Source organism: Pseudomonas sp. 09C 129, from assembly GCF_002843625.1.
In the GTDB taxonomy this organism is placed as follows: Bacteria; Pseudomonadota; Gammaproteobacteria; order Pseudomonadales; family Pseudomonadaceae; genus Aquipseudomonas; species Aquipseudomonas chlororaphis.
The window spans coordinates 2,837,115-2,857,375 of sequence record NZ_CP025261.1 but is presented as its reverse complement, the minus strand read 5'-3'; the positions used below and the strand labels follow the sequence as shown (position 1 = coordinate 2,857,375).

At 59.8% G+C, this 20,261-nt stretch carries 16 protein-coding genes and 1 pseudogene; 6 read left to right on the top strand and 11 right to left on the bottom strand.

The features are described from left to right. Positions 1-423: 423 nt before the first annotated feature. The 5 genes from CXQ81_RS12995 to CXQ81_RS12975 all read right to left on the bottom strand — a co-directional run bounded on the left by CXQ81_RS12995 (position 424) and on the right by CXQ81_RS12975 (position 6,358). On the bottom strand, positions 424-1,080 hold the full coding sequence (locus CXQ81_RS12995; RefSeq protein ID WP_101339407.1) for a hypothetical protein: 657 nt from the start codon (positions 1,078-1,080) through the stop codon (positions 424-426). Between the two features lie 160 nt (positions 1,081-1,240). Beyond that, a complete protein-coding gene (locus CXQ81_RS12990) occupies positions 1,241-1,648 on the bottom strand; it encodes a TetR family transcriptional regulator (RefSeq protein WP_101337393.1) in 408 nt (135 codons plus the stop codon). Continuing rightward, positions 1,645-3,534 (bottom strand): integrase, encoded by a 1,890-nt coding sequence (locus CXQ81_RS12985; protein WP_101337392.1) that lies wholly within the window; start codon positions 3,532-3,534, stop codon positions 1,645-1,647. Before CXQ81_RS12985 ends, CXQ81_RS12990 begins: the two co-directional genes overlap by 4 nt. Then, the gene (locus CXQ81_RS12980) at positions 3,531-5,207 is read right to left on the bottom strand and encodes a hypothetical protein (RefSeq protein ID WP_101337391.1); all 1,677 of its coding nucleotides are present in this window, start codon (positions 5,205-5,207) and stop codon (positions 3,531-3,533) included. Before CXQ81_RS12980 ends, CXQ81_RS12985 begins: the two co-directional genes overlap by 4 nt. After that, positions 5,207-6,358, bottom strand: a complete 1,152-nt coding sequence (locus tag CXQ81_RS12975) for a tyrosine-type recombinase/integrase (protein WP_101337390.1) — start codon at positions 6,356-6,358, stop codon at positions 5,207-5,209. The genes CXQ81_RS12980 and CXQ81_RS12975 overlap by 1 nt, the downstream gene beginning before the upstream one ends. A gap of 116 nt (positions 6,359-6,474) precedes the next feature. Here CXQ81_RS12975 and CXQ81_RS12970 point away from each other — a divergent pair. Continuing rightward, positions 6,475-6,726: pseudogene (locus CXQ81_RS12970) on the top strand (type II toxin-antitoxin system RelE/ParE family toxin); the annotation flags it as partial. Position 6,727: 1 nt separating this feature from the next. After that, positions 6,728-7,018 carry an addiction module antidote protein gene (locus CXQ81_RS12965; RefSeq protein ID WP_007923531.1) on the top strand — a complete coding sequence of 97 codons (291 nt, stop codon included), beginning with the start codon at positions 6,728-6,730 and terminating at the stop codon, positions 7,016-7,018. A 396-nt stretch (positions 7,019-7,414) separates the two neighbouring features. On the opposite strand, the gene CXQ81_RS12960 is transcribed toward CXQ81_RS12965, so the two are convergent. From CXQ81_RS12960 to CXQ81_RS12935, 6 genes are all read right to left on the bottom strand, one after another. Beyond that, entirely contained in the window at positions 7,415-8,002 is a 588-nt protein-coding gene (locus CXQ81_RS12960; protein WP_007923530.1) for a hypothetical protein, read from the bottom strand. A 123-nt stretch (positions 8,003-8,125) separates the two neighbouring features. Beyond that, a complete protein-coding gene (locus tag CXQ81_RS12955) occupies positions 8,126-9,202 on the bottom strand; it encodes a lipocalin-like domain-containing protein (RefSeq protein WP_101337388.1) in 1,077 nt (358 codons plus the stop codon). Then, positions 9,192-11,708, bottom strand: coding sequence for an FtsX-like permease family protein (locus CXQ81_RS12950; RefSeq protein WP_256593470.1), 2,517 nt, complete (start codon positions 11,706-11,708; stop codon positions 9,192-9,194). The genes CXQ81_RS12955 and CXQ81_RS12950 overlap by 11 nt, the downstream gene beginning before the upstream one ends. Continuing rightward, positions 11,674-12,342 (bottom strand): ABC transporter ATP-binding protein, encoded by a 669-nt coding sequence (locus CXQ81_RS12945; protein WP_101337387.1) that lies wholly within the window; start codon positions 12,340-12,342, stop codon positions 11,674-11,676. Before CXQ81_RS12945 ends, CXQ81_RS12950 begins: the two co-directional genes overlap by 35 nt. A gap of 260 nt (positions 12,343-12,602) precedes the next feature. After that, positions 12,603-13,256, bottom strand: a complete 654-nt coding sequence (locus CXQ81_RS12940) for a peroxiredoxin (protein WP_007923518.1) — start codon at positions 13,254-13,256, stop codon at positions 12,603-12,605. 184 nt (positions 13,257-13,440) lie between these two features. Next, positions 13,441-15,564 (bottom strand): TonB-dependent siderophore receptor, encoded by a 2,124-nt coding sequence (locus CXQ81_RS12935; protein ID WP_101337386.1) that lies wholly within the window; start codon positions 15,562-15,564, stop codon positions 13,441-13,443. Between the two features lie 361 nt (positions 15,565-15,925). On the opposite strand from CXQ81_RS12935, the gene CXQ81_RS12930 reads away from it, so the two are divergent. The 4 genes from CXQ81_RS12930 (at position 15,926) to CXQ81_RS12915 (ending at position 20,170) form a co-directional block, all read left to right on the top strand. Next, positions 15,926-16,474, top strand: a complete 549-nt coding sequence (locus CXQ81_RS12930) for a YniB family protein (RefSeq protein WP_101337385.1) — start codon at positions 15,926-15,928, stop codon at positions 16,472-16,474. Between the two features lie 307 nt (positions 16,475-16,781). Continuing rightward, the gene (locus tag CXQ81_RS12925; protein ID WP_101337384.1) at positions 16,782-18,617 is read left to right on the top strand and encodes an AAA family ATPase; all 1,836 of its coding nucleotides are present in this window, start codon (positions 16,782-16,784) and stop codon (positions 18,615-18,617) included. A gap of 635 nt (positions 18,618-19,252) precedes the next feature. Next, the gene (locus tag CXQ81_RS12920; RefSeq protein WP_101337383.1) at positions 19,253-19,534 is read left to right on the top strand and encodes a hypothetical protein; all 282 of its coding nucleotides are present in this window, start codon (positions 19,253-19,255) and stop codon (positions 19,532-19,534) included. A gap of 234 nt (positions 19,535-19,768) precedes the next feature. After that, a complete protein-coding gene (locus tag CXQ81_RS12915) occupies positions 19,769-20,170 on the top strand; it encodes a type II toxin-antitoxin system HicB family antitoxin (RefSeq protein ID WP_101337382.1) in 402 nt (133 codons plus the stop codon). The last annotated feature ends 91 nt before the right edge of the window (positions 20,171-20,261 follow it).

Sequence of the window (20,261 nt, the reverse complement as noted above, 5' to 3'; positions counted from 1 at the left end):
CTTTTTATCCTTTCATATTCATCATAAGTCTGGGGTGGGCTCTCCTTCGTTTTTTATCTGTCTCAGACCTGCCGTTCGCCTACGTCTGGGATGGCTGTTCGCTGCTCGTCGCGATAGGTCGGAAGCGGTCGCTCTTGAACGGCTGCTCTTGGCCGATTCTGTTGAAAAAGTCGGGGTGGTTTTCACAGCAGAAAAGTACGCGCCTGAGATTGAAATCTAGAATCAGCGCAGAGGTATTCGGACTTGGATTTCACTTATCCGCGCACAAAAAAAACGTTTTCATCGATCGGCCTTTTGGCAGTTTGAGAAAAACGACTTTTCCAACAGAATCGGCCGTTCTCTGCCGCTCGCAGTTCGCCGAAATGAGGCATAGCCTGATGTGAGGCGACGCGTGTGAGAACGCAATTGCGAACGCCTGCCCGATCAGTTCGCCGGATCGGGCAAACGCCGGTATGGCGGATCCACTAGTGGCAGACAGTCCTGGAACTCCGCATAGACCTTGGCCATCTGCCCAGCCTCCGGCGGGACGCCGGCCAGGATGAGCAAGAGGTTGCCTGCCATGCCGAGCAACCCATTCGAGTGCCGGACCAGCGTCAGCACTAGCTCCTGGGGAAATCCCTGTCCATGCCGATTGATCGCATGGATCCCACCGTGAACGAATGAGCTCAACGGCCGCCAGGAGTAATGCTTGAACTCCTTCAGGTGTGCCAGCGGAGCATGCGGAGCTTTCTGCTCGATCTCTTCGAGCATCTCGCTTAGCATCGGGATCCGTTTCGCCTTCTTCGCGCTTTCGTGGGTGAGCTCGGACACCATCAGCTCCGTCTGGTTGTCGGTCGCCACGTACAGGATCCACAGAGCCCTGACCAGCGACTCGTATTGAACGCGCAGCAGCGCCGCGGCAGAGGTATACAGCCCAGCGGCGATCAAGTGCTTAAAGCTCTGCGCATGCTCGAATCCCAGGCTTGCCAACATCTGGCTGGCCTGTAGTCGGCTGGACGAATCGACCAGAGGCAACGCGAAAAAGCCCCCTAACATCTGCTGCAGCGCGGCCGATCGGGACAAAAGCTTATCCAGTGTCATGTGCGTACCTAGCATGTAAAAACTGAATTGCCGAAGACTCTATCGACACTTTGCAGCTTCTGCCGTTGGCCGATCTCGGCCGGCGGACCGCGCATAATTGGCGGTGTCATTGGAGCATTATCAGTAGCGGGTTTACAGAATGACTGCTGTCGGGATTACGTCAAATTATACACGGGGCCAGATCGACCACCTTGGAGTCGCTCTGCTTTGCCTTTAGAACTCGGTTCTCGGCTATCAAAACCTCGTTGATGGAGGCGAGGCTGGCGACCTTAGCACGCAGTTCCTCTATCTCCTGGCGAAGTGCGCGATTCTTCTCACGCTCCGCACGGAGATCCTGGTGCTTCACATCGCGTTGGGCGCGACTGGAGCGCCCCTGAGCATCGCGGATCGCCTCGGCGATTATAGGGTAGTGGTTGTGGATTAGCGCCGTCGAAACGCCTGCCTCTCGCGCCACAGCGGCGATAGTGACCTTGGTTTCCCCGGTATGTGCCCGACCACGCTGGATACGGGCGAGCGCGAGTTGCAGATCCCGCTCGCGGGCGTCCGAGGGCTTGCGTTTGGTCGTCATGCTAGGTTCGTCTCCGGGTTGTATCCAAGCTGCACGAGCACGTCACGGCAGCGCTCCAGGTCGCGCAAGATGCGCTGGCGGCCACCGTCACCAATGTCGTTGCAATCCAGCAACCCCTTCAGGTTGTCGTAGAGATGCTGATATATGCCAATGTGGCTGCGCCCAATCACGGCGTTGTGGCAATCGCCGCAGCGAGTCCGCTCTAATGTGTTGCCGACGCAACGGTCGTCGCTGGCGGTACACCAGGCGTGGCCATTGCTGCGGATCGCGGTGCTCTCGGCAATTGAGGTCACCATTGAGGCATGGCTCTTGAAGATGGCGAGGTTCGTCGGATCGCGCCGCCAGCGTTTGATCGAGTGACCGTAGCCTCCGGCCAGAGGTTCGTCCCCCATCCAAGTATCAACGACGCCGAACTTGATGTCTTCGAGTTCGGCCTGGATGTCATTGTACAACTCAATGTCGAGGTGCTGGCCCCAGTCATGGTCCATGGCGTAGCCCAGCGTCATGTCCATGGACCAGTGTGCATAGTGCTCGCGCAAGTAGCGCAGGTCGCCGAACTGGCTGTGCGCCGCGTAGTTGGCGAATTTGCGGCGGAATTGATGGCTGGCGAGGTTCCAGTCCAGCCCACCGCCCTGCGCGAACGCCTTGAGGGCATCGTTCCATGTGATGCCCGACAGGGTGCGAACCTGATTGCCCTTTGCAGGGCTTGCCCCGAGAAAGAGCGCATGGTGATGTTTATGCGCCTTGGCGATCTCTGGGTCGCGCGGGTTGACCCTTCGCCGCTCGGCAATCTCGGCAGCGATCATAGCTTGATACGGCTCGGCCCAGCGCTCCATCAGGCGCAACACTCGCACGGCGACCTCGGGGATCATCCAGTCGTGGACCCCAGTGTCGGTCTTATCCGACCTAGAACGCATCCAGTGATAGATCGTTCCCTCGTCGTCCTCAGTGCGGTGGTGCGCGCCCGACTGGACGTTGGCCAGTTCGTGGTTGCGGCAACCTGAGGTGCTGGCCAGCACGATGTAGCAGGCGGTTCGTAGATCAAGGATCGCCTGATTAAATGCCCCCAATCCACCCTCCCGACCCAAAGTGGCGAGGTGGCGGTTTTTAGCCTCTATGACTGTTCTAGTAACCTGCTTTCTCCGTTCTGCTGCGACGGCATCGAGGGCATCGCGTAGATCGAGTAGCGCCTTGCCATGTTGAACCTGCTCATAGGCCCTCTCGAACAGGGTGCAGAACACCTCATCCGGCATCAGCGGTGTTTTGCCGCCCTGCCTGCCAGCCGTGCCGCTGCCGGCCAGTGCATTTGCCGAGGTATCAGGCCAGGGATGCTGAGGGACCGGGTCGTGGGTGTACTGACTCAGCTCATGAAGCGCCTCGACTGCCATGAAGCGACGCTCAAGGGTGCTCTGAGACAGCGGCTTACCCTGGTTTCGACGCGTCTGCCGGTACGCCCGACACTCGGCAACGTAATTCGCGCAGACCATGGGGGTCACCGCGCTGAAGTGACCGAGCTTGAGCGCGTTTAGATGCCGTAGGAAGGGCAGCGCATTCTCAAAAAAATTGCGCAAAGTGCTCGCCCTGGGCCGCTTCTGCCCCGCGCGGCCGCGCCGCAGGTAGCGGTACAACAGGGCCTTCATCACTTCCTTAAATGCACAGGGCACGCGGCTGAAGTCCTGGTGCCGCAAGTTGTCTGGCACGTTGCTGGCAAAGCCGTCCAACTGCCAAATATCGTCGCCATAGCGGCTGAGGATGACCCAGTGTCCATCGACCTGGATGGCGCTCACGATGAGTGCATCGCGGTCGCTCTCGGGTAGCTCGCGTACTTCTCCCGGCTGTGACTCGATGTTCGCCCAAGACAGCGTGACCAAGTTGTTGTCGCTCATGCAAAGATCTCCAGCCTCTCCACCACATCGGAAGACCAGAACGGGTGCGGCTCGCGGCGCGCACGCTCGCGGGCGGCTTCAACGGCCTCCGGCTTGAAAGTCCCGCGCCGCAGCCCCTCGGCCACAATGTAGTCGTCAATCAATCGGGGTATGTGCGCGTATTCCCGCGTCCAACGCCACTTGTCCATGCGCGTACGCTCCGCGAATACACGGAAGTAGAAGCTGAATAGGCGGTGCAGATCTTCCGCCGTCACTGCGTAATGCTTGCAGCGCAGACAGTTGAGGAATGAGAAACACGCTGCCCCTTCACGTTTCGGTGCGTACTGGCCATTTACCGGGTCGCCACAGCGACCCATAGGGGTCGTCTGGTAGGTCGCGCCGATGGTGCGGGTCAGTAACTCTTGAACCAGTATCTCGCCCATGAACTGCCAGTTGCGCCTCGCGTCACCGCTAGGTGCCAAATAATTTCTCCCGGCGACCCGCGGCGTATTGCCAAGTGCGAAGGCCGTGGTCGCCAAGTCGCCCGCTAGTAACTCGAAAATTCGGTTGGCGAACGTTTTGCGTAGGCGAGAGACGTTGATGCGCAGCGGCTGACCGTCGATATCGGTGAGCCCGTGGTCGGCCACGAGTTTCTTGATCGCCAGCTTCAACGTCCCGTTAGTCAGTGCAATGACCCTGCCGCGGCCTGGGCCGCGGTGCACGCGATACAACCACACACGCCCCTTGAGGTCGTCCGGGGCCTCCGCGCGCAGCGATTCGCTGTGGGCAAGGACGCGCCGGATCAGGCGCTCGACATTGGTCTTGACGGTTGGCGTGGACTCCAACAAGTGTGCAGCAGCGCTCTCGGCACGCAGCGTCACCTTGTGGCTGGTGTGCCCGCGGCGCTTCCAAAGGACTAGGAATACGCTGTTGTCCTTGGGATGGGCGCGCAGGCAATCACGCTCCATCTCCAGCAGCGGTGTGGAGTTGCGCCCGGTGTGCAGCGCTACAGTCAACAGGGCATAAGCCAGCAACTCGCCGGTCACCGGGGTGTCGTCGCTCCAGATCGGCATGCTCACCTGCCTGAGCGCGGTGGTGAACGACTGCAGCTGGCGTTTCGGCAGCGGCGCTTCGCCCCTTTGCTTGCCGCTGTTCGGGAATGGGTTTCGTGGAAAAGTCGCATCGTCACCAGTGGTGACCAGCGAAATCAACCCACGCAGACCCAACGCGTGAAGGATGGATTTTGTGCTGGTGTAATGACTCCTCTGACTAAAGGTGGTAATGCCCAGTCCGGCGAGGTGGCCAAGAAAGCCGTCAATTACGCCACGATCAATGTCAGCCAGAGTCTGTCCGCGCCTGAGCGCGGTTGCGCGCAGTACTAAATAGTTGAGGAAGTGACGTAAACCACCTCTACAGAGGCTCACTACGCTACTGGCCTCGATCCCGCCGTCCTGCCGAGCCAGAAAGCGCTCGATCTGCCGCTGGCAGGCGTAGGTGATCGGATCGATGCCCGTGCCGTACCAAGGTGCGAAGTCGAAGGTCCGAGAGGCTGTGGCGTTGCGACCGAAGGCGACCGTAGTCATGGCCGGCGGAATTGCTTCGGGAAGAACGACGACACGACCCGCCGCGTCGCGGCAATGCTCGACCTGCGGGACGTTGAGGTCGGTCCTGTTGAATACCTTGCGTTTGCCCATCAGACCGCTCCCACCCCTTCGTTCAACTCATCGTCGTAGGCTAGTACCGCGTCGTCAGCCAGTTCGTTGACTAGGTGCAGGTACACCATCGTCGTCTGAATGGAGCTATGGCCGAGCTGCCGCTGCACGAACACCAGCGGATCCACGCTGCCGCGGTTGCGCTGGAGCGTGACTAGGGTATGGGTGGCGTAGGTGTGGCGCAGCATGTGGGTATGGACCCTGATACCGGCCCGCTTGCCGATTTCCCGGACGATGCGCGCGATGCTCTTGCCATCATCGGCGAAAGGCTCACCAAACTGGTTCAGGAACAGCGGCTCGTGATTGGTACGGGGGCGGCTCAATGAGGCCCGCTCACCGCGAACCTGCACTACGTAGCGATGCAAATCGGCTAGGAAGCGGCGACTGATGTAGATGTCGCGAGGCTTGCTGCCCTTGGTGCGCATGCCATGGCCATCGTGTGGATCGAGGTGAATCCGAATGTTGCGCTCGCGCCTACCGGCTTTATCCGGATCGAAGATGTAGGCAAGCGGGAAAGAGGCGATTTCCTCTCGGCGCAGTCCAGTCTGGAGGCTGAACCGAATCATCATTCGGTGATGCGGATTTTCCTGCGTCGCCAGCAACGCCTTGATCTCATCCATGCTCAGAAACTTCGGCAGCGCTCGATGCTTGCGCGGCATGATGTCGTTCACCATGGCCTTGCCGCCGCTGGCATCGACGTGGGCAAGGAAACCGGGGGCGCGTTTGACCATCCGTTCCTCATAGCCAAACGGCAGTCTGCTCACCCATCCCTGCTGCTGTGCATACTCGTAGAACTTGCACACATAGTGCAGCCGTTGACGGGTTGTTGATAGGGCCAACTTGCACTCCACCAGGCAGTAGTCCCGGTAGGCCGCTACAACACTCTTGGCCTCGCCACGGTCCACGTCACGCCAGTCAAGGCCATGCGCCTGGAGGAAACTAAAAAAGTCGTACAACGCACGTCCCGTGCTTGGCCATGACTTCCGTGACCCAATAGCTCCACGCAACAGGTAGTGGCGAAAGAATTCATTGGTGGGGACGCAACTATCCAGCGTGTCCCAAAGCAGGATCGGAAAGCCTGGGTAAGGACGACCGGCAATCACCAAATCCTCGGTAGCCCACACAAGCTCCATCACCCTCCCCCCAGCCTCTGACCTAACCCTATTGTGTCTAAAGCTATTTTTAGATCTTTTTTTTAATCATTACTTTATAAAGCTACTTAATTCCTAACCTTTAGCAAGCCCCGGAACACACCACGCTACGGGACCTGCGCGCCAGGATAGCCATCGCTCGGCGTATCGAGCGGGCTTCGGCGGGCAACCTGGGCGATGTGAAAAACCTCGGCGGCGGTCTCTCGGAAATGCGCGTGAATATGGGCGCCGGCTACCGCATCTATTTCACGCTTCGCGGCAATACGCTGATCGTCCTGCTGCTGGGCGGCGACAAGTCCACCCAGCCTGCCGATATCTGCCAGGCCCGTTCCCTGGCCAAGGAGTTCTGACATGTCCGACACACTGCTTGCCTTCGACATCGCCACCCTGCTCGACAGCGACCAGGCGATCAGCGAATACCTGTCCCAGGTCCTGGCCGATGGCGATACCGATGAACTGATCCGCGCCCTGGGCCATGTCGCCAGGGCGCGGGGCATGACGCAGATTGCCAAGGCCACCGGCCAGGGACGGGCCAGCCTCTACAAGGCTTTTGCCCCGGGCGCCAAGCCGCGCTTCGATACCGTGGTCAAGGTCATGCGCGCGCTGGGCCTGCAGCTGTGCACCACCGTGTCCCGAGGCTGAAGCCGACCCGGGCGGCAGGCAATGAAACAACAGGCTGTGTCGGTAAAGAGTCTTGCTGGAGAGAGCCGAGAGTGCTTGGCAACCGCTGGCAACAGGCGTCGAACCTGCGCGAGTCGCATGAACGCAATGGCGGAAATGGTGGGGCAGAAACCCCGAAGAGGGTGTTCGCCCAGTGCTCTGGCCTGGCAATCCATGCACCGGTAAAGAGCCCTTGCACCGGGCGAACGAGAACTATTTTAATCGAACAGGAAAAGAAAGTCCGTGCACATATTCTGAAGAATTCTGAACACAAAGCTGGCGGAATTTTTTTTATTTCGCTCACCTTCGTTCAACTCCCCGCACGGACCTCCCGAGATCCGCGCGCCGGCCGCCACAACGACCAGCGCCCGGTCTCAATCAACCTTCGTGCTGGGTCGTAACTTGCAACACGTCGGTATAGGTCACCACCACGCTCTGGCCGACCTTGAGGTCTTTCAGCCGGGCCTGGACTTCCGGTTTTTCCACGGCCAGGACCTTCTTGTTACCCGCCGGCCCCTGGAACGTCAGCTGGTTGTTCTTCAGGTCGATGTCGGTGATCTTCAGTTGCACCTGCACCTGGCGATAGGCTTCGCCGCCCGGGTTGGGGTTGTCCTTGGTGGCGCGAATCACCCCGGTGCGCTCAGCGGAATCCGGCAGGCCTTTTTCCACATTGGTGTCCAGCACCGCCACCACCGCGTGAGTGACCCGCACATTGACCTGGTCGCCCACCTTCAAATGCCCCAGGTCCTTGGCCTGATCGCTGAGTTGCACATGCACCGGTTGGCCCTGCGCGCCTTCCAGCACCACGCGATGCTTGGCGGCATCCACGGAGAGCACTTTGGTCACCAGTTCATCGGCCTCCACGGTACCGGCCAACGGAATGTCGGCGGCGTAGGCATGCAGGCTGGCAGCAGACAACAGAGTGGCCAAGGCAACGGCTTTGGCCAGAGAGTGAAGCGGCTTCATAGAAGTTCATCCCTGTAATTGAAGACAAGACCCGCGCCGTTCAGGCGCGCGGTGCCGCTTGAGCATAGACGCGGTCCGGAACGACGTTGGTAACTTCAATCGATTTGTTGCACGCAGCCAGTCTCAGTAACCGGTCATTTCCAGATAACCGCTGCCGGCATGGCTGCCGCTCAATTGCACCGGCCCTTCCCAATAAGGAATGCGCAGGTTCATCCAGGCCTTGGGGTTGAGCGCCTCGGCATTGATATCCAGGCCGCGACCGGGAATGCGCAAACGCCAGCGGGTGGGCAATGTGCGCCCCGCCACCTTGGAGTCCGCCAGCGGGGTGAGCTGGATATCGTCCTTGTGCAGGGTCTGGGTGCGGCCGTCGGGCTCGATCCAGGTGCCGGTGATGTAGGGCGGTTTGTGGTTTTCCCGCACGCGGAACAGCATCAGCCGTTCGCCGCTGTCCAGGTGCAGGGAGAACCAGTCCCACCCGCTCTGCCCGGCCGCCAGGGGCTGGCTGCTCCATTCGCGGTCGAGCCAGGCCGGGCCGCTGACCTGATAGGTCTGGCCGTCGATCTGCAGGCTGCCCTCGGCCTGGAAAAACGGCTGGCTGTAGTAATAGGACGCCTGGCCCTGCTCGGACTTGCGGCTGTAGCCCGCCTCGCCCTGGAGTACCAGGGACCGGTCGCTGCGCAGTTGCAAGCGGTAGGCGAAACCCGCGCCGCTGGCTTGCAGTTGCATGTGCGCCAGCGGGTCGGCGTCGGCGGACTGGCTGCTGAAACTCCAGTCGTCGATCCAGGCCTTGAACGGCTGCGCGGTCACCCCGGCCTGCCCCACCCCGCCGCGGGCGTAACGTTCGGCGGCGTGATGGGCAGTGGCCGAAGTCGCCGCGGCGTGGCCCAGCCAGACATTCGGCGCCTGCCAGCCGGGCTGGTCGGGTTCGGCGCGCAAGGCGCTGCGAAACAGCGTCCACTGCACGCCGAAGCGCTGGCCGTCGCTGGCCCTGAGGTCGGCGGTGAGGTACCACCATTCGATGCGAAAACCGTCATGCACGCCATGGTCCGCCGGGAAGCTGAACACCCGCCCCGGCACCACCTGGGTGAACGCCGCGGCGTCCTCGCCCAGGCCGGCGAAACCTTGCGCCGGCTCGTCGCCTTTATCGCAACCGCACAGGGCCAACACCAGCAACAGGCCAGGCAGCCGTTCAATCTTCATGGGCGAAAGTCCTGAGCAGATCCGCCGGTTGGCTGCGATACAACCGCAGCAACGGCCAGGCCGAGGCAAGCAAGGTGGCCAATACCGCCAGGGCCAGCAGCTGCACCAGTTGCAACGGAAACACCCGCAACGGCAGGCGCCAGCCGAAGGCCTGGACATTGATCACCGTGTCCAGGCACCAGGCCAGGGCAATGCCCAGGGGCAGCGCCAGGAGCAAGGTCAGCAGCGCCAGCAGCCAGGTCTGCCCGAGGTTGAGCAGCATCAGCTGGCGCCGGCTCACCCCCAGCGCCCACAGCGGCGCAAGCTGGCCCAGGCGGCTCTGGCTCTGGGTCAGCAGGCTGATAAACAGCGCCACGCCGGCCACCCCCAGGGTCAGGCTGTTGAGCGCGGCGGTGGCGGCGAAGGTGCGTTCGAATACCTGGCTCGACCAGCCCTTGAGCTGCGCCTGCTCGACCATGCGGCTGTCGTCGAGACCGAAGCGCTGCTGCAAGGCACTGACCAGCGGCGCCACGGCGGCTGGCTCGATGCGCAGATTAAAGCGGTTGGGCGTCAGCTGCGGCCAATGCGCCAGCAGGTGCTCGGCATTCACCAGCAGATGGCCCCTGGGGTTGCCGTAGTCGGCATAGATCGCCACCACTTGCGGCGCCCAATGCCCCCCGGGCACAGGGATATCCAGCCGATCGCCCAGCCGCACCTTGAGCCGGCGCGCCGTCTGCTCGCTGAGCATCAAGGTGTCGGCGCTGGCCAGCTGGGTCCAGGGCTGCTCGCCCAGGGCTTCGAGCAAGGGCCAGTGCTGGCGGTAGCTGGCATGCTCGATCACCCCGTACAGGTCCGCCGGCCAACCTTGCAGTTGCAGCGCCACCTGCCAGACCGGCAGCACCGCGGCAACGGCAGGCTGCTCGGGCAGCCAGCCTTGCAGCTCCCGCGCCTGCGCCGGGGTCTGCGGGTTGATGTACAGCTCGGCGCTCAGGCGCTGGTCGAGCCAGTCGGCGAAGGTCTGGCGAAAACCGGCGGTCATGCTGCCGGCGCCGATATTGGCGGCGAGCGCCAGCAGCAGCGCCATCAACGCCAGGCTCAGGGCCGGCAACTGCTGCCGGCAATCGGCGAGAAACCACTGCCCGAGCACCGAGCGGCTGCGCCCGAGCAGCGCGCTGAGCAACCCGTTGAGCAACACCGGCAGGCCCAGGGCCGCGCCCAGCAGCAAGCCGGCCATCAGCACGAAACCGCTGCCCAGGCTGTCGCCCCAGGCCCAGGCCGCGCCCGCCAGTACGATCAGGGCCGTGGCGACCCAGGCCTGACGCCGCAGCCAGCGTGCATGCGCCTGATGCCAGGCCTGGGGATCGGCCAGCGCCAGCAATGGCAAACGCGCCGCCCGCAGCAAACTGTTGGCGCCCGCCAGCAAGGCGCCGAGCAGGCTCAGACCGATGCCGCCCAACCACCACCCGGGGCTCAGGCTCAACTGCCCCGCCACCTCGGCGCCATACAGGCCGCGCAGGCTGGCGGCGACATCCGGCAGCAGCACGCTGGCCAGCAGGTAGCCGCTAAGCACCCCGGCCAGGCCACCGAGCAAGGCCAGGCCACCGAGTTCGACACACAGGCAGACAATCAGCATCCGCGCGCTGACCCCGCAGGCGCGCAGGGTCCGCAGCAGGCCGCGCCGCTGCTCCAGGGCCAGACCGATGGCCGCGTGGACGATAAACAGGCCGACCAGGAACGACAGGAAACCCAGGGCATCGAGGTTCAGGTGAAAGCTCTCGGTCAGGCGCGCCAGATCGTTTTCCTCACTACCGCGCTTGAGCACCAGCAGGCTCTTGAATTCATCGGGCAAGGCCGGCGCGCTGGCGGCGAAATCCGCCGGCAACAGCAGCCGTGAGATCTGCTGCGGCAAGCCCAGCAGCGGCTGGGCAAAACCGATATCCACCAGCAGCAGCCCCGGCGCCATGTCCGCCTGGCTGTGCAGCGGCGGCAGTGACTGGCCGCTCGCGGTCACCGGCCGATCGCCTTCGCGGTAGCCGAGGGCTTCCAGGGTTTGCGGGGCGATCCAGGTGCTGCCCGGTGGGCTGACGAATTCGACCATGCGCGCGGAGTCCAGCACCTGGCCGGCGACCGCCGCACCGGCCGGCAACGACAGCGGCTCGATCCCGAGCAATTGCAGGCGCTGCTGTGCATGGCTCTTGAGCGTCAGCCGGCCTTGCACCACCGGCGACACCGGCCAGCCGGCCCGGCGCAGGCCGACGAACAGGTCCTGGGAAAACGGCGCGCCGTTGGCCGTGGCCAGGCTGGCCTGGGGCGCGCCGCCGATCAACTGGCTGGCCTTGGCGTAACTGTCCCGCGCCTGACTGTTGAGCGCCTGCACCCCGGTCAACAGGCTGGTGGCCAGCCACAGCCCGGTCAGCACACTGAAGAACTGCACCGGGTGCCGCCGCCAATGGCTGAGCAGCGCCCGCAGGCTGTGCCAGAACACCCGCACCTCAGCGCTCGCCCGCGCCGGCCAGCCGCCCGCCATGCAGCAGCGCGATCCGCCCCAGGCGACTGGCGACGCGTTGGCTGTGGGTGACCATCAACAGGCTAGTGGGGGTCTCGGCCAGCAGCTCCAGCAACAGCTGCAGCACATCGTCGCTGGTGGCTTCGTCGAGGCTGCCGGTAGGTTCGTCGGCCAACAGCAGCCGCGGTTTGCCGGCCAGGGCGCGACCCAGGGCCACCCGCTGTTGCTGGCCGCCGGACAGTTGCTCCGGGTAGCGCCGCAGCAGATCCCCCAGGCCCAAGCGCTCCACCAACTGCGCCTGCCAACGCCCATCGAAACGCCCGGCCAGCCGCGCCTGGAACCCCAGGTTGTCCTCCACCCGCAGGCTGCCGATCAGGTTGAACTGCTGGAACACCAGCCCGACTTCGGTGCGCCGCCAGTTGGCCAGCTGGTTCTCGTTCATCCGCTCCAGCTGCTGCCCGCCGATGCGGATGCTGCCGCCATCGACCTTGTCCAGGCCGGCGATCAGATGCAGCAAGGTGCTCTTGCCACTGCCCGACTCGCCCATCAGCGCCAGGCTGCCGCCCTGCTCCAGGTGCAGGTCGACCCCCTGCAACACCATCAACGGGCCCTGGGGCGTGGCGTAGCTTTTGCGGACGGCGTGTACATCGAGCATGGGTGGGCTCTGGCAACGGAAGGAAGGCTCAAGGATAGCGCTTGTCAGAGCACGAGGGTTTGCGGCGCACCACCCCGCTCAGGGATATCGATAGGTAACACGGACTGTTCGAGGCGGGGATGGGCAGTGGCTGCCCATCCTGGCTAAAAGCGACCCCATGGAAGTGACTGCGACGCCGCGGCGGCCTGCTGGGTGAACCCTGTCCGGCGCAGCGTCGTTCCCGCAGGCCTGCTCCGCGAGCAAGCCTTAGTCGGTGGTCGTTACTTCGGTTGCTCCACGGTGCGCAGATAGGGCTTCAACGTCTTGAAGCCTTGCGGGTATTTCTTCCGGGCGTCCTCGTCGGATACCGAGGTAGGAATGATCACATCCTCGCCCGGGCGCCAGTTCACCGGGGTGGCGACGGTGTGCTTGGCATTCAGTTGCAGGGCATCGAGCAGGCGCAGCACTTCATCGAAATTGCGCCCGGCGCTCATCGGGTAGACCAACATGGCCTTGACCTTCTTGTCCGGGCCGATGATGAACACCGAACGCACGGTGGCGTTGTCCACGGCGGTGCGCGCGCCGCCACTGGCATTGGGGTGGATCATGTCGTAGAGCTTGGCCACCACCAGGTTTTCGTCACCGATCATCGGGTAGTTGACCGCATGCCCCTGGGTCTCCTGGATGTCGCCGACCCAGGCCTTATGGTCGCTGACCGGGTCGATGCTGAGCCCGACAATCCGGGTATTGCGTTTGTCGAACTCCGGCTTGAGCCTGGCCATATAACCGAGCTCGGTGGTGCACACCGGGGTGAAGTCCTTGGGGTGCGAGAACAGGATTGCCCACTTATCGCCGATCCACTCGTGGAAGTGCAGCGGACCTTCGGTCGTGTCGGCAGTGAAATCGGGTGCTTCGTCGCCAATGCGGATTGCCATGTTTGGTCTCCTTGCAGTGACTGGGAGGGGTAGTTGTCAGGGAACTGACGGCTGTTGCGGCGGCGTTCGGGTACGGCTGAACCTGTCGGCGCGAATGAGTATAGGAGACACATCTGGCAAGGCGAGCGCAGACAAAAAAGCCCGGCAGTCTCGCACTGCCGGGCTTTGGTCTCAGGGTAGGCCTTCAAAACCGGTAGTTGGCGCTCAGCTCCAGGGTCCGTGGCGCGCCCGGCGTGATCAGGTCCACCGAGCCATGCGCCGAGGCGTAATAGTCCTTGTCGAAGACGTTACGCAGGCGCAGGGCCATGTCCCATTTCGGCAGGTTGTACAGCAAGGCCGCGTCCACCGTGGTGTAGGCCGGCATGACCACCTGATTGTCCAGGGCGGTGTAACGGTCATCGACATAGTTCGCCCCCATGCCGACACGCCACTCCTGGGTCAAGGAACGCACCAGCCACAGATTGGCGCTGTGGCGCGGGGTCAGGGTCGGGGTCTGGCCTTCGTTGGCGACCCCGTTGGTGCGGCTGTTGGACTTGGTGATCTCGGCATTCAGATAGGCGTAGCCGGCATAGACCTGCCATTTGTCGCTCAACTGCCCGCTGGCGGTCAGTTCCAGACCATCGGTACGCTGCTCACCCGCCAGCACCAGCTTGCTCGGGTTCGCCGGATCGGTGGTTTTCATATTGGTGCGTTCCAGGCGGAACAGCGCCGCGGTCAAGGCCAGGCGACTGTCGAACAGGTCCCACTTGCCGCCGATCTCGAAGTTGGTGGTTTCTTCCGGCTCCAGGTCCTGGTTGCTGGTACTCAGGGCGAACATTTCCGCGGACGGCTGGTAGGAACGGCTAACCGAGATGTAATAGGACTGGATCGAGTCAGGCTGATAAACCAGGCCGACGCGCGGGCTCCAGGTGGTGTCCGTCCGGGACAGGCTGCTGTGGGTCAGATCGTCGGAATACTCCTGGTCGAACACGTCATAGCGCACGCCCACCAGGGCTTTCCAGTGTGGCGTCAGTTCGATCAGGTCCTGCACGTAGAACCCGGCGGTGTCCTGGGTGTTGCTGCCCTTGGCGGTCTGCCGGTTGGCCTGGAACGGCACATCGACCAGGGCATCGCGATACACCGGCACCTGCGCCACGTTGGATTGGCTGAACACCGACTGATCCTTCACCTGGCGCCCCAGCTCCACCCCATAGAGCAGGCTGTGGTTCATCCCGGCGAGCACGGCCTGTTGCTTGAGCTCGGTCTGGTTGAACCAGCCGTCTTCCTTGCGCTGCACATTGCCGCGGTTGAGCTTCACCAGCAGTTCGCCATTGGGCGCGGTGACAAAGCGGGTCGGGCTGGAGTCGGCCAGCGTGTTGTTGCGATCCAGATCGTAGTGGTAGTAGCGGCTGGTGTTGCTCAGGCTGAAATCGTCGTTGATGCGGTAGTCGATACCGGCCGTGAACGAGAACACCTCGCTGCGGGTGTAGTCGTCATCCGGGTCGGCGGAACCGAAGCGCTTGTCGCGGTCCACATCGACCGGGCGGTTGCCGCGCGCCGGAATGCCGAAGTCGATCAGGCGCTTGTCGTACAGATAGGTAGCGCCCAGGTTCAGCTCCAGATCGTCTGAGAGCTTGAAGTAGGCCGACGGCGCGATGGCCTTGCGGTCGATATAGCCGTCATCGCGGAAGGTGTCGCTGTTCTCCAGCGCCCCGGTGACACGAAAAGCCTTGTCGTTGTGCTGCTGGTCGGCCCAGCCGGCGTCGAACTGCGTGCGCTTCTTACCCTCGCTGTCGAAGCTGCCCCCCACTTCCTGCTTGGGGGCGAAGTTGGGCTTCTTGCTGATGCTGTTGATCAGGCCACCGGATGAGCCGCGACCATAAAGCACCGCCGCGGGCCCCTTGATCACTTCCACCCGCTCGACATTGGACAGGTCGCGGAAATACAGGGCGTCGTCGCGAATGCCATCGACGTACATATCGCCAATGGCGCTGAAGCCGCGGATGGTGACCTGATCGCGCTGGCCGTCGCCGTTGGACAGGCCGACCCCGGGGACATTCTTCAGCACGTCCTCCATCGACTGCGCGCCCTGATCCTTGATCACGCTCTGGGGGATCACGTTGACGGTTTGCGGGATATCACGCAGCGGCGCATCGATCTTCAACGCACTCCTGCTCTCGGTCGGCATGTAGCTCTGCTCGCTGTACTCACTGTTCACAGCGGTGGCCGGAAGGGTTAGAGCAGACTCCGTTTCTGCCTGTAGATCAGGGACGACCAGAATGCCCAGCAACGACAGAGAGGCCGGGTAAATGCGCGATGAGACCACCATGGATACCTTTTTTGTAGGAATTATCTGAAGATCGCGCGAATGATAACGATTATCTTTTGTAAGTAAATACAAACGATTACAATTTTAAATATTGACAGCGTTTGGGACGGGCGTCTCGATTTGGCGGGGGCGCTGTTCAGCTTCAGCTCGTGCTGGTACGGCGCTTATTGCATAGGCAGGAAACTCATTGGTGGCAGGCTTTGCGCGTGGTTCAGGCCGAGGCGCCGGTGGTGTTCGTCGCAGCCCTGCCGGCTGAAACCCTCGAGGCCCAAAGGCAGCCCATAAGCCAGCGCCGTCCCTATCGGCCAGGGGCAACGAACTATTAGTATTGCGGCCCTTTTCTTCATCGCAGGACGCACAGATGAATTACACCCAGGCCCAACTGAAATACCGGCTGGCCATCGCCGCAGGCGCACTGCTGTTTACCGGCGCCTTGATCTCCACCGTGTTTTCCACCCTGAAAATGCTCCACTGGCGCCTGGACAGCTACACCACCGCCGCGGCGACCATCAACCGCCCGATCAAGAACTTCATGTTCACCGTCTACGAAAACACCCGCCCCCTGGACTGGTTCTGGGACAACAGCCCAACCCCCGACTTCATCCGCCTGAGCAACCCGCCCCATTGGAAATTCCTGGTGATCTACCTGCTGATCTTCATCGGCGCGGCCCTGTTCACCTGGGGCCGGACCCTGATGCGCAAAGTCGAGGAAGTCGAACCCCTGATCCAGGCCCGGCTCAATGCCCCAGCGGAGGAAGGTGTCGCGGTCATGACGTTGCAGCAATTGGAGGAGTCGACTCCGGTGGAGGCTGTGCCTTCGTTTTTTTCGCAGGTTCGGGTGCTTTGTGTGCTGCCGGTGGGGATAGGGGTGGTTTATTTGGGAGTGTTGTGGATGTTGCGGATTTTGTGAGCCTAGAGGTTGTGGCGCGAACTCCTCTGTACTTGGTGATAGATGTCCTTGGGTTGTGCCAAATCAAGGATGAACTTTTCAGAGCGCTTCTAATGTATGAAGTCGCCACGGGAGTAAAACCACAAAGTGATCCATATGCGGCAATTTTCATAATCGGCAGCAAAGGGCCAGAAGCGGATACTCGACAAGGGACAGCTTCAGGCGTCCAATGGTCATTGAACACTACGATAAAACATTTACCACCCCATCTACTCATGATGAAACTGCAATCTAGCGAAACTATTTATTTCTCCTATGAGTATCCAGAATGCCTATAAGTAAGATCTGGTCGAATGACATCAAGGGATACAATACAGATATAGCCGATGAGAAACACCTTAGACTTCGAAAGCTAAATCTTCTTATTGGCCCAAACAACAGTGGAAAAAGTAGGCTTCTTCGGACATTATTCTCAACTCCCATTAAGAGCCTACGCATCGGACTTGGGATCGAACTTCAAGACACTTTCAAAAATATCTCTAGCATTCTCAGAATCATTGAAAAGCGAGAGACTATTCTGGGGTTCGATTGCAATAAATTCATGGAGATATATAATGAAAATTGTGAAAGCACCGAAGAAATAAAAAAAATCATTGACAGCTTTTCGAAATTATTGGGCGACGCCGCCAACCCTCACATAACTTTTAGTGGTGGTGCGAATCTTAACTATTTTTATGAAATTCAACGAATAGTTAGAACATATTTTCCTGACGATGAAATCAGTCTAATTAAAAAGCTTGCCTATGAAGCCAGTGATTCAAAAAGGCATTACATCCCTATACTTCGAGGAATGAGACCATTAGGAGACAGCTCTGACCTTTATCTCGATCGCACATTCAAGGACTACTTCTCAACCTCACCGAAAGATTCATTAAAAATTGTGACAGGCTTTGACCTTTATAACTTATTAGCACGTTTCCTATTAGGACAACCTGATGAACGTGAACGAATCAGAGAGTATGAGCGAATACTAGGCAATGAGTTTTTTGGCGGCAGAGAAATAACTTTAATCCCACAATATAGTAAAGATACAGTTGCAGTAAAAATTGGAGCTGATGATCAATTTTCTATATATGATTTAGGCGATGGCCTACAGCAAGTAATCATTATTACCTCTGCTGCATATCTAGAGCAAAGTCCTTCTATCTTCTTTATTGAGGAGCCAGAGTCATGCCTACATCCCGGCCTTCTCAGAAAATTGGCGCTATTTCTGCTTAATCATACAGGCCACCAATATTTGGCCACGACCCATTCAAATCATTTGCTCGACCTTGCTGAAACTATTAAGGATGTCGTGATTCACAAGGTATCCAAGAGCAATCACGAAGAACACCCCAGCTTTCAGATCCAAGAGTGTACAAGGGATAGAGAATTATTAGCGGAGCTTGGCGTGCTGGCCTCTTCAGTTTATTTGGCTAATTCTACTATTTGGGTTGAAGGTATAACTGATCGGCTTTACCTAAAAGCATTCATGAAGAAGTACCTAGAAAATTTAAGCGACTTGATTTTCAAAGTAAAGCTCGAGGGACTACTAGAAAACTTTCATTACGCCTTCGTTGAGTATCAAGGTGGCACACTTGGCCATTGGGGCTTTGACGATGGAGATGTTACGGACAGGTTAAATGCATCAAAACTTTGTTCAGCAGCTTTCCTGATCGCAGATGGAGATATTTTAGGCAAGGGAGATAGATCCAATATATTGGAAGACGAACTAAAAGAAAGATTCCACCTACTACCAAGCAAGGAAATTGAGAACTTACTACCACCAAAAATCCTAGAAGAAACAGCCAGAAAAATATTCCAGCGAAAAAAAGCCAAGACAACCAACGAACTAAAAATTACTGATCTAACAAAAATATTGGACCGAGATATATCATCATCCGCTTATGGCATCGGATATCATTTAGATAAATGCCTTGGCTTAAAAGGAAAGGGAAAATCCACCCGACGGGTTTTTGCAGATGAAAGCGGAACCATAAATGAAAAAGTAAAATTTTGTCGAGAAGCCATTGAAGTAATGAGCGCAGAAGAGTGGACATTACCTGATGCAGTTAAAGAATTATGCGAAAAAATTTATGCCCATATTATAAAATTTAACAATTAGGTCCTTTATGGAGTGCTGAACCTCCTCTGGTTCCTGTCCGATGGGCGAACATCCGCTTTTGGCTGTGGACTCAACCGGTCGGTTCAGTTTCTGACTTACATACTCATACACATCATTCGGAGGTGTGTACCTCGACTGGCGGTAGCCGCAACTGGGACTCTTGCCGGAGACGGGGCTTTCTATCAACACGCCAGTAGCATTCCACATGAGTCTCAAAGCTCTGTTTCTGCCACTTTGCGCAGAAGATCCCCAAGTTTTGGGTGGCTAACCCCCACGTAAACGGTTGCTGAAGTCAGTGCAACTACCCCCACCGCCGTCGCTGCTAACGCTCCGACACAACCACTCAAATATCTCCACCAATGCGCAGTTGCACCGCTCAGGCAGCGCCCCTATAGTTCGCGCTCGCGGCAAAATCCGCGAACGACCTTGGCCGGTCGAGCATAGGAACGCTTCAGCGTCCAAAACACCATTGCAGGCGCTTTTTTTGTGCCTGCGATTTTGTGTCATGGCGGCTGTGCGTGGGACACCTTCGGGTGTGCCGGTGTCCTATGCCCGGTCGGCCAACCCGCGTACAGCTGCCACCCTTACTCGCTTGGCCGCGAAAGGTGGTTGCTCTATTCATAGGAGCTGCACCGATGATTGACCATCAAACTTCCCGCTTTACCCCCGTCGATACCCACGACGCCGACGCTCCCGTTTTCTACCTCGATACCGACGCGCCCTTGAGCGATCTGGCGGCTTGCGCAGCCCATCGTTTCACCGTGGTGCGCGACCTGATGGACAGCCTGTCCACGCTTAACCTGAAAGACATTTCCGACTGCGATCTGGTGCGAGTGACCCGAGGGGTGCATTTGCTGACCCGGGAAGGCTGTGCGGTGTTGGAGGTGATTCAGTGGCGCACGGCGCAGGAGCCCTGAGCGCTATTGAGCCTGGGAGGCTGTTTGTAGCCGCTGCCGAAGGCTGCGATCGACTGCGTAGCAGACGCACATTCTGCCTCCCGGATTTATCTGTTGCACCGCGTCGCCCGGTTTGGCGGGCGCTTCGTCGGAATGCCGCCCAACCCGATCGCAGCCTCATTCTTCGGCAGCGGCTACAGGGAGCGTCAACCCCAAGCCGCCGACTCAGCCTTCGCACCTTATGAGGAGATCCCCGTGCACTATCCCATCTGCATCGAGTGGGGCGACGAGCACACGGCTACCGGCATCCAGATTCCCGACATTCCTGGCGCGGTCACCGCCGGCGACACCTTCGAGGCCGCGTATAGCGCCGCCATCGAAATCGCCCACGTCATGCTCGAAGAACTGGCCCGCGAGGGGCAAGCCATCCCCCTGCCCTCGCCCACCGGCACACACCGCGCCAACCCCGACTTCGAAGGGATGGGCTGGGGCATGCTGGCTATCGATATCACGCCTTACCTGGGCAAAACCGAGAAGGTCAATGTGACCCTGCCGGGCTACGTGATTCAACGCATCGACCGCTTTGTGCGCGAGCACAACATCAAGAGCCGGTCGTCTTTCCTGGCGGATGCCGCGATGGAAAAGCTGGGGCGTTAAAAACCGAAAAGCTCCCTACACACAGCCTTCGACAGTGGCTACAGAGAGCACCCCCAACCCCAGGCCGGCCGGCAGGCCGCCGTCTTGCTCT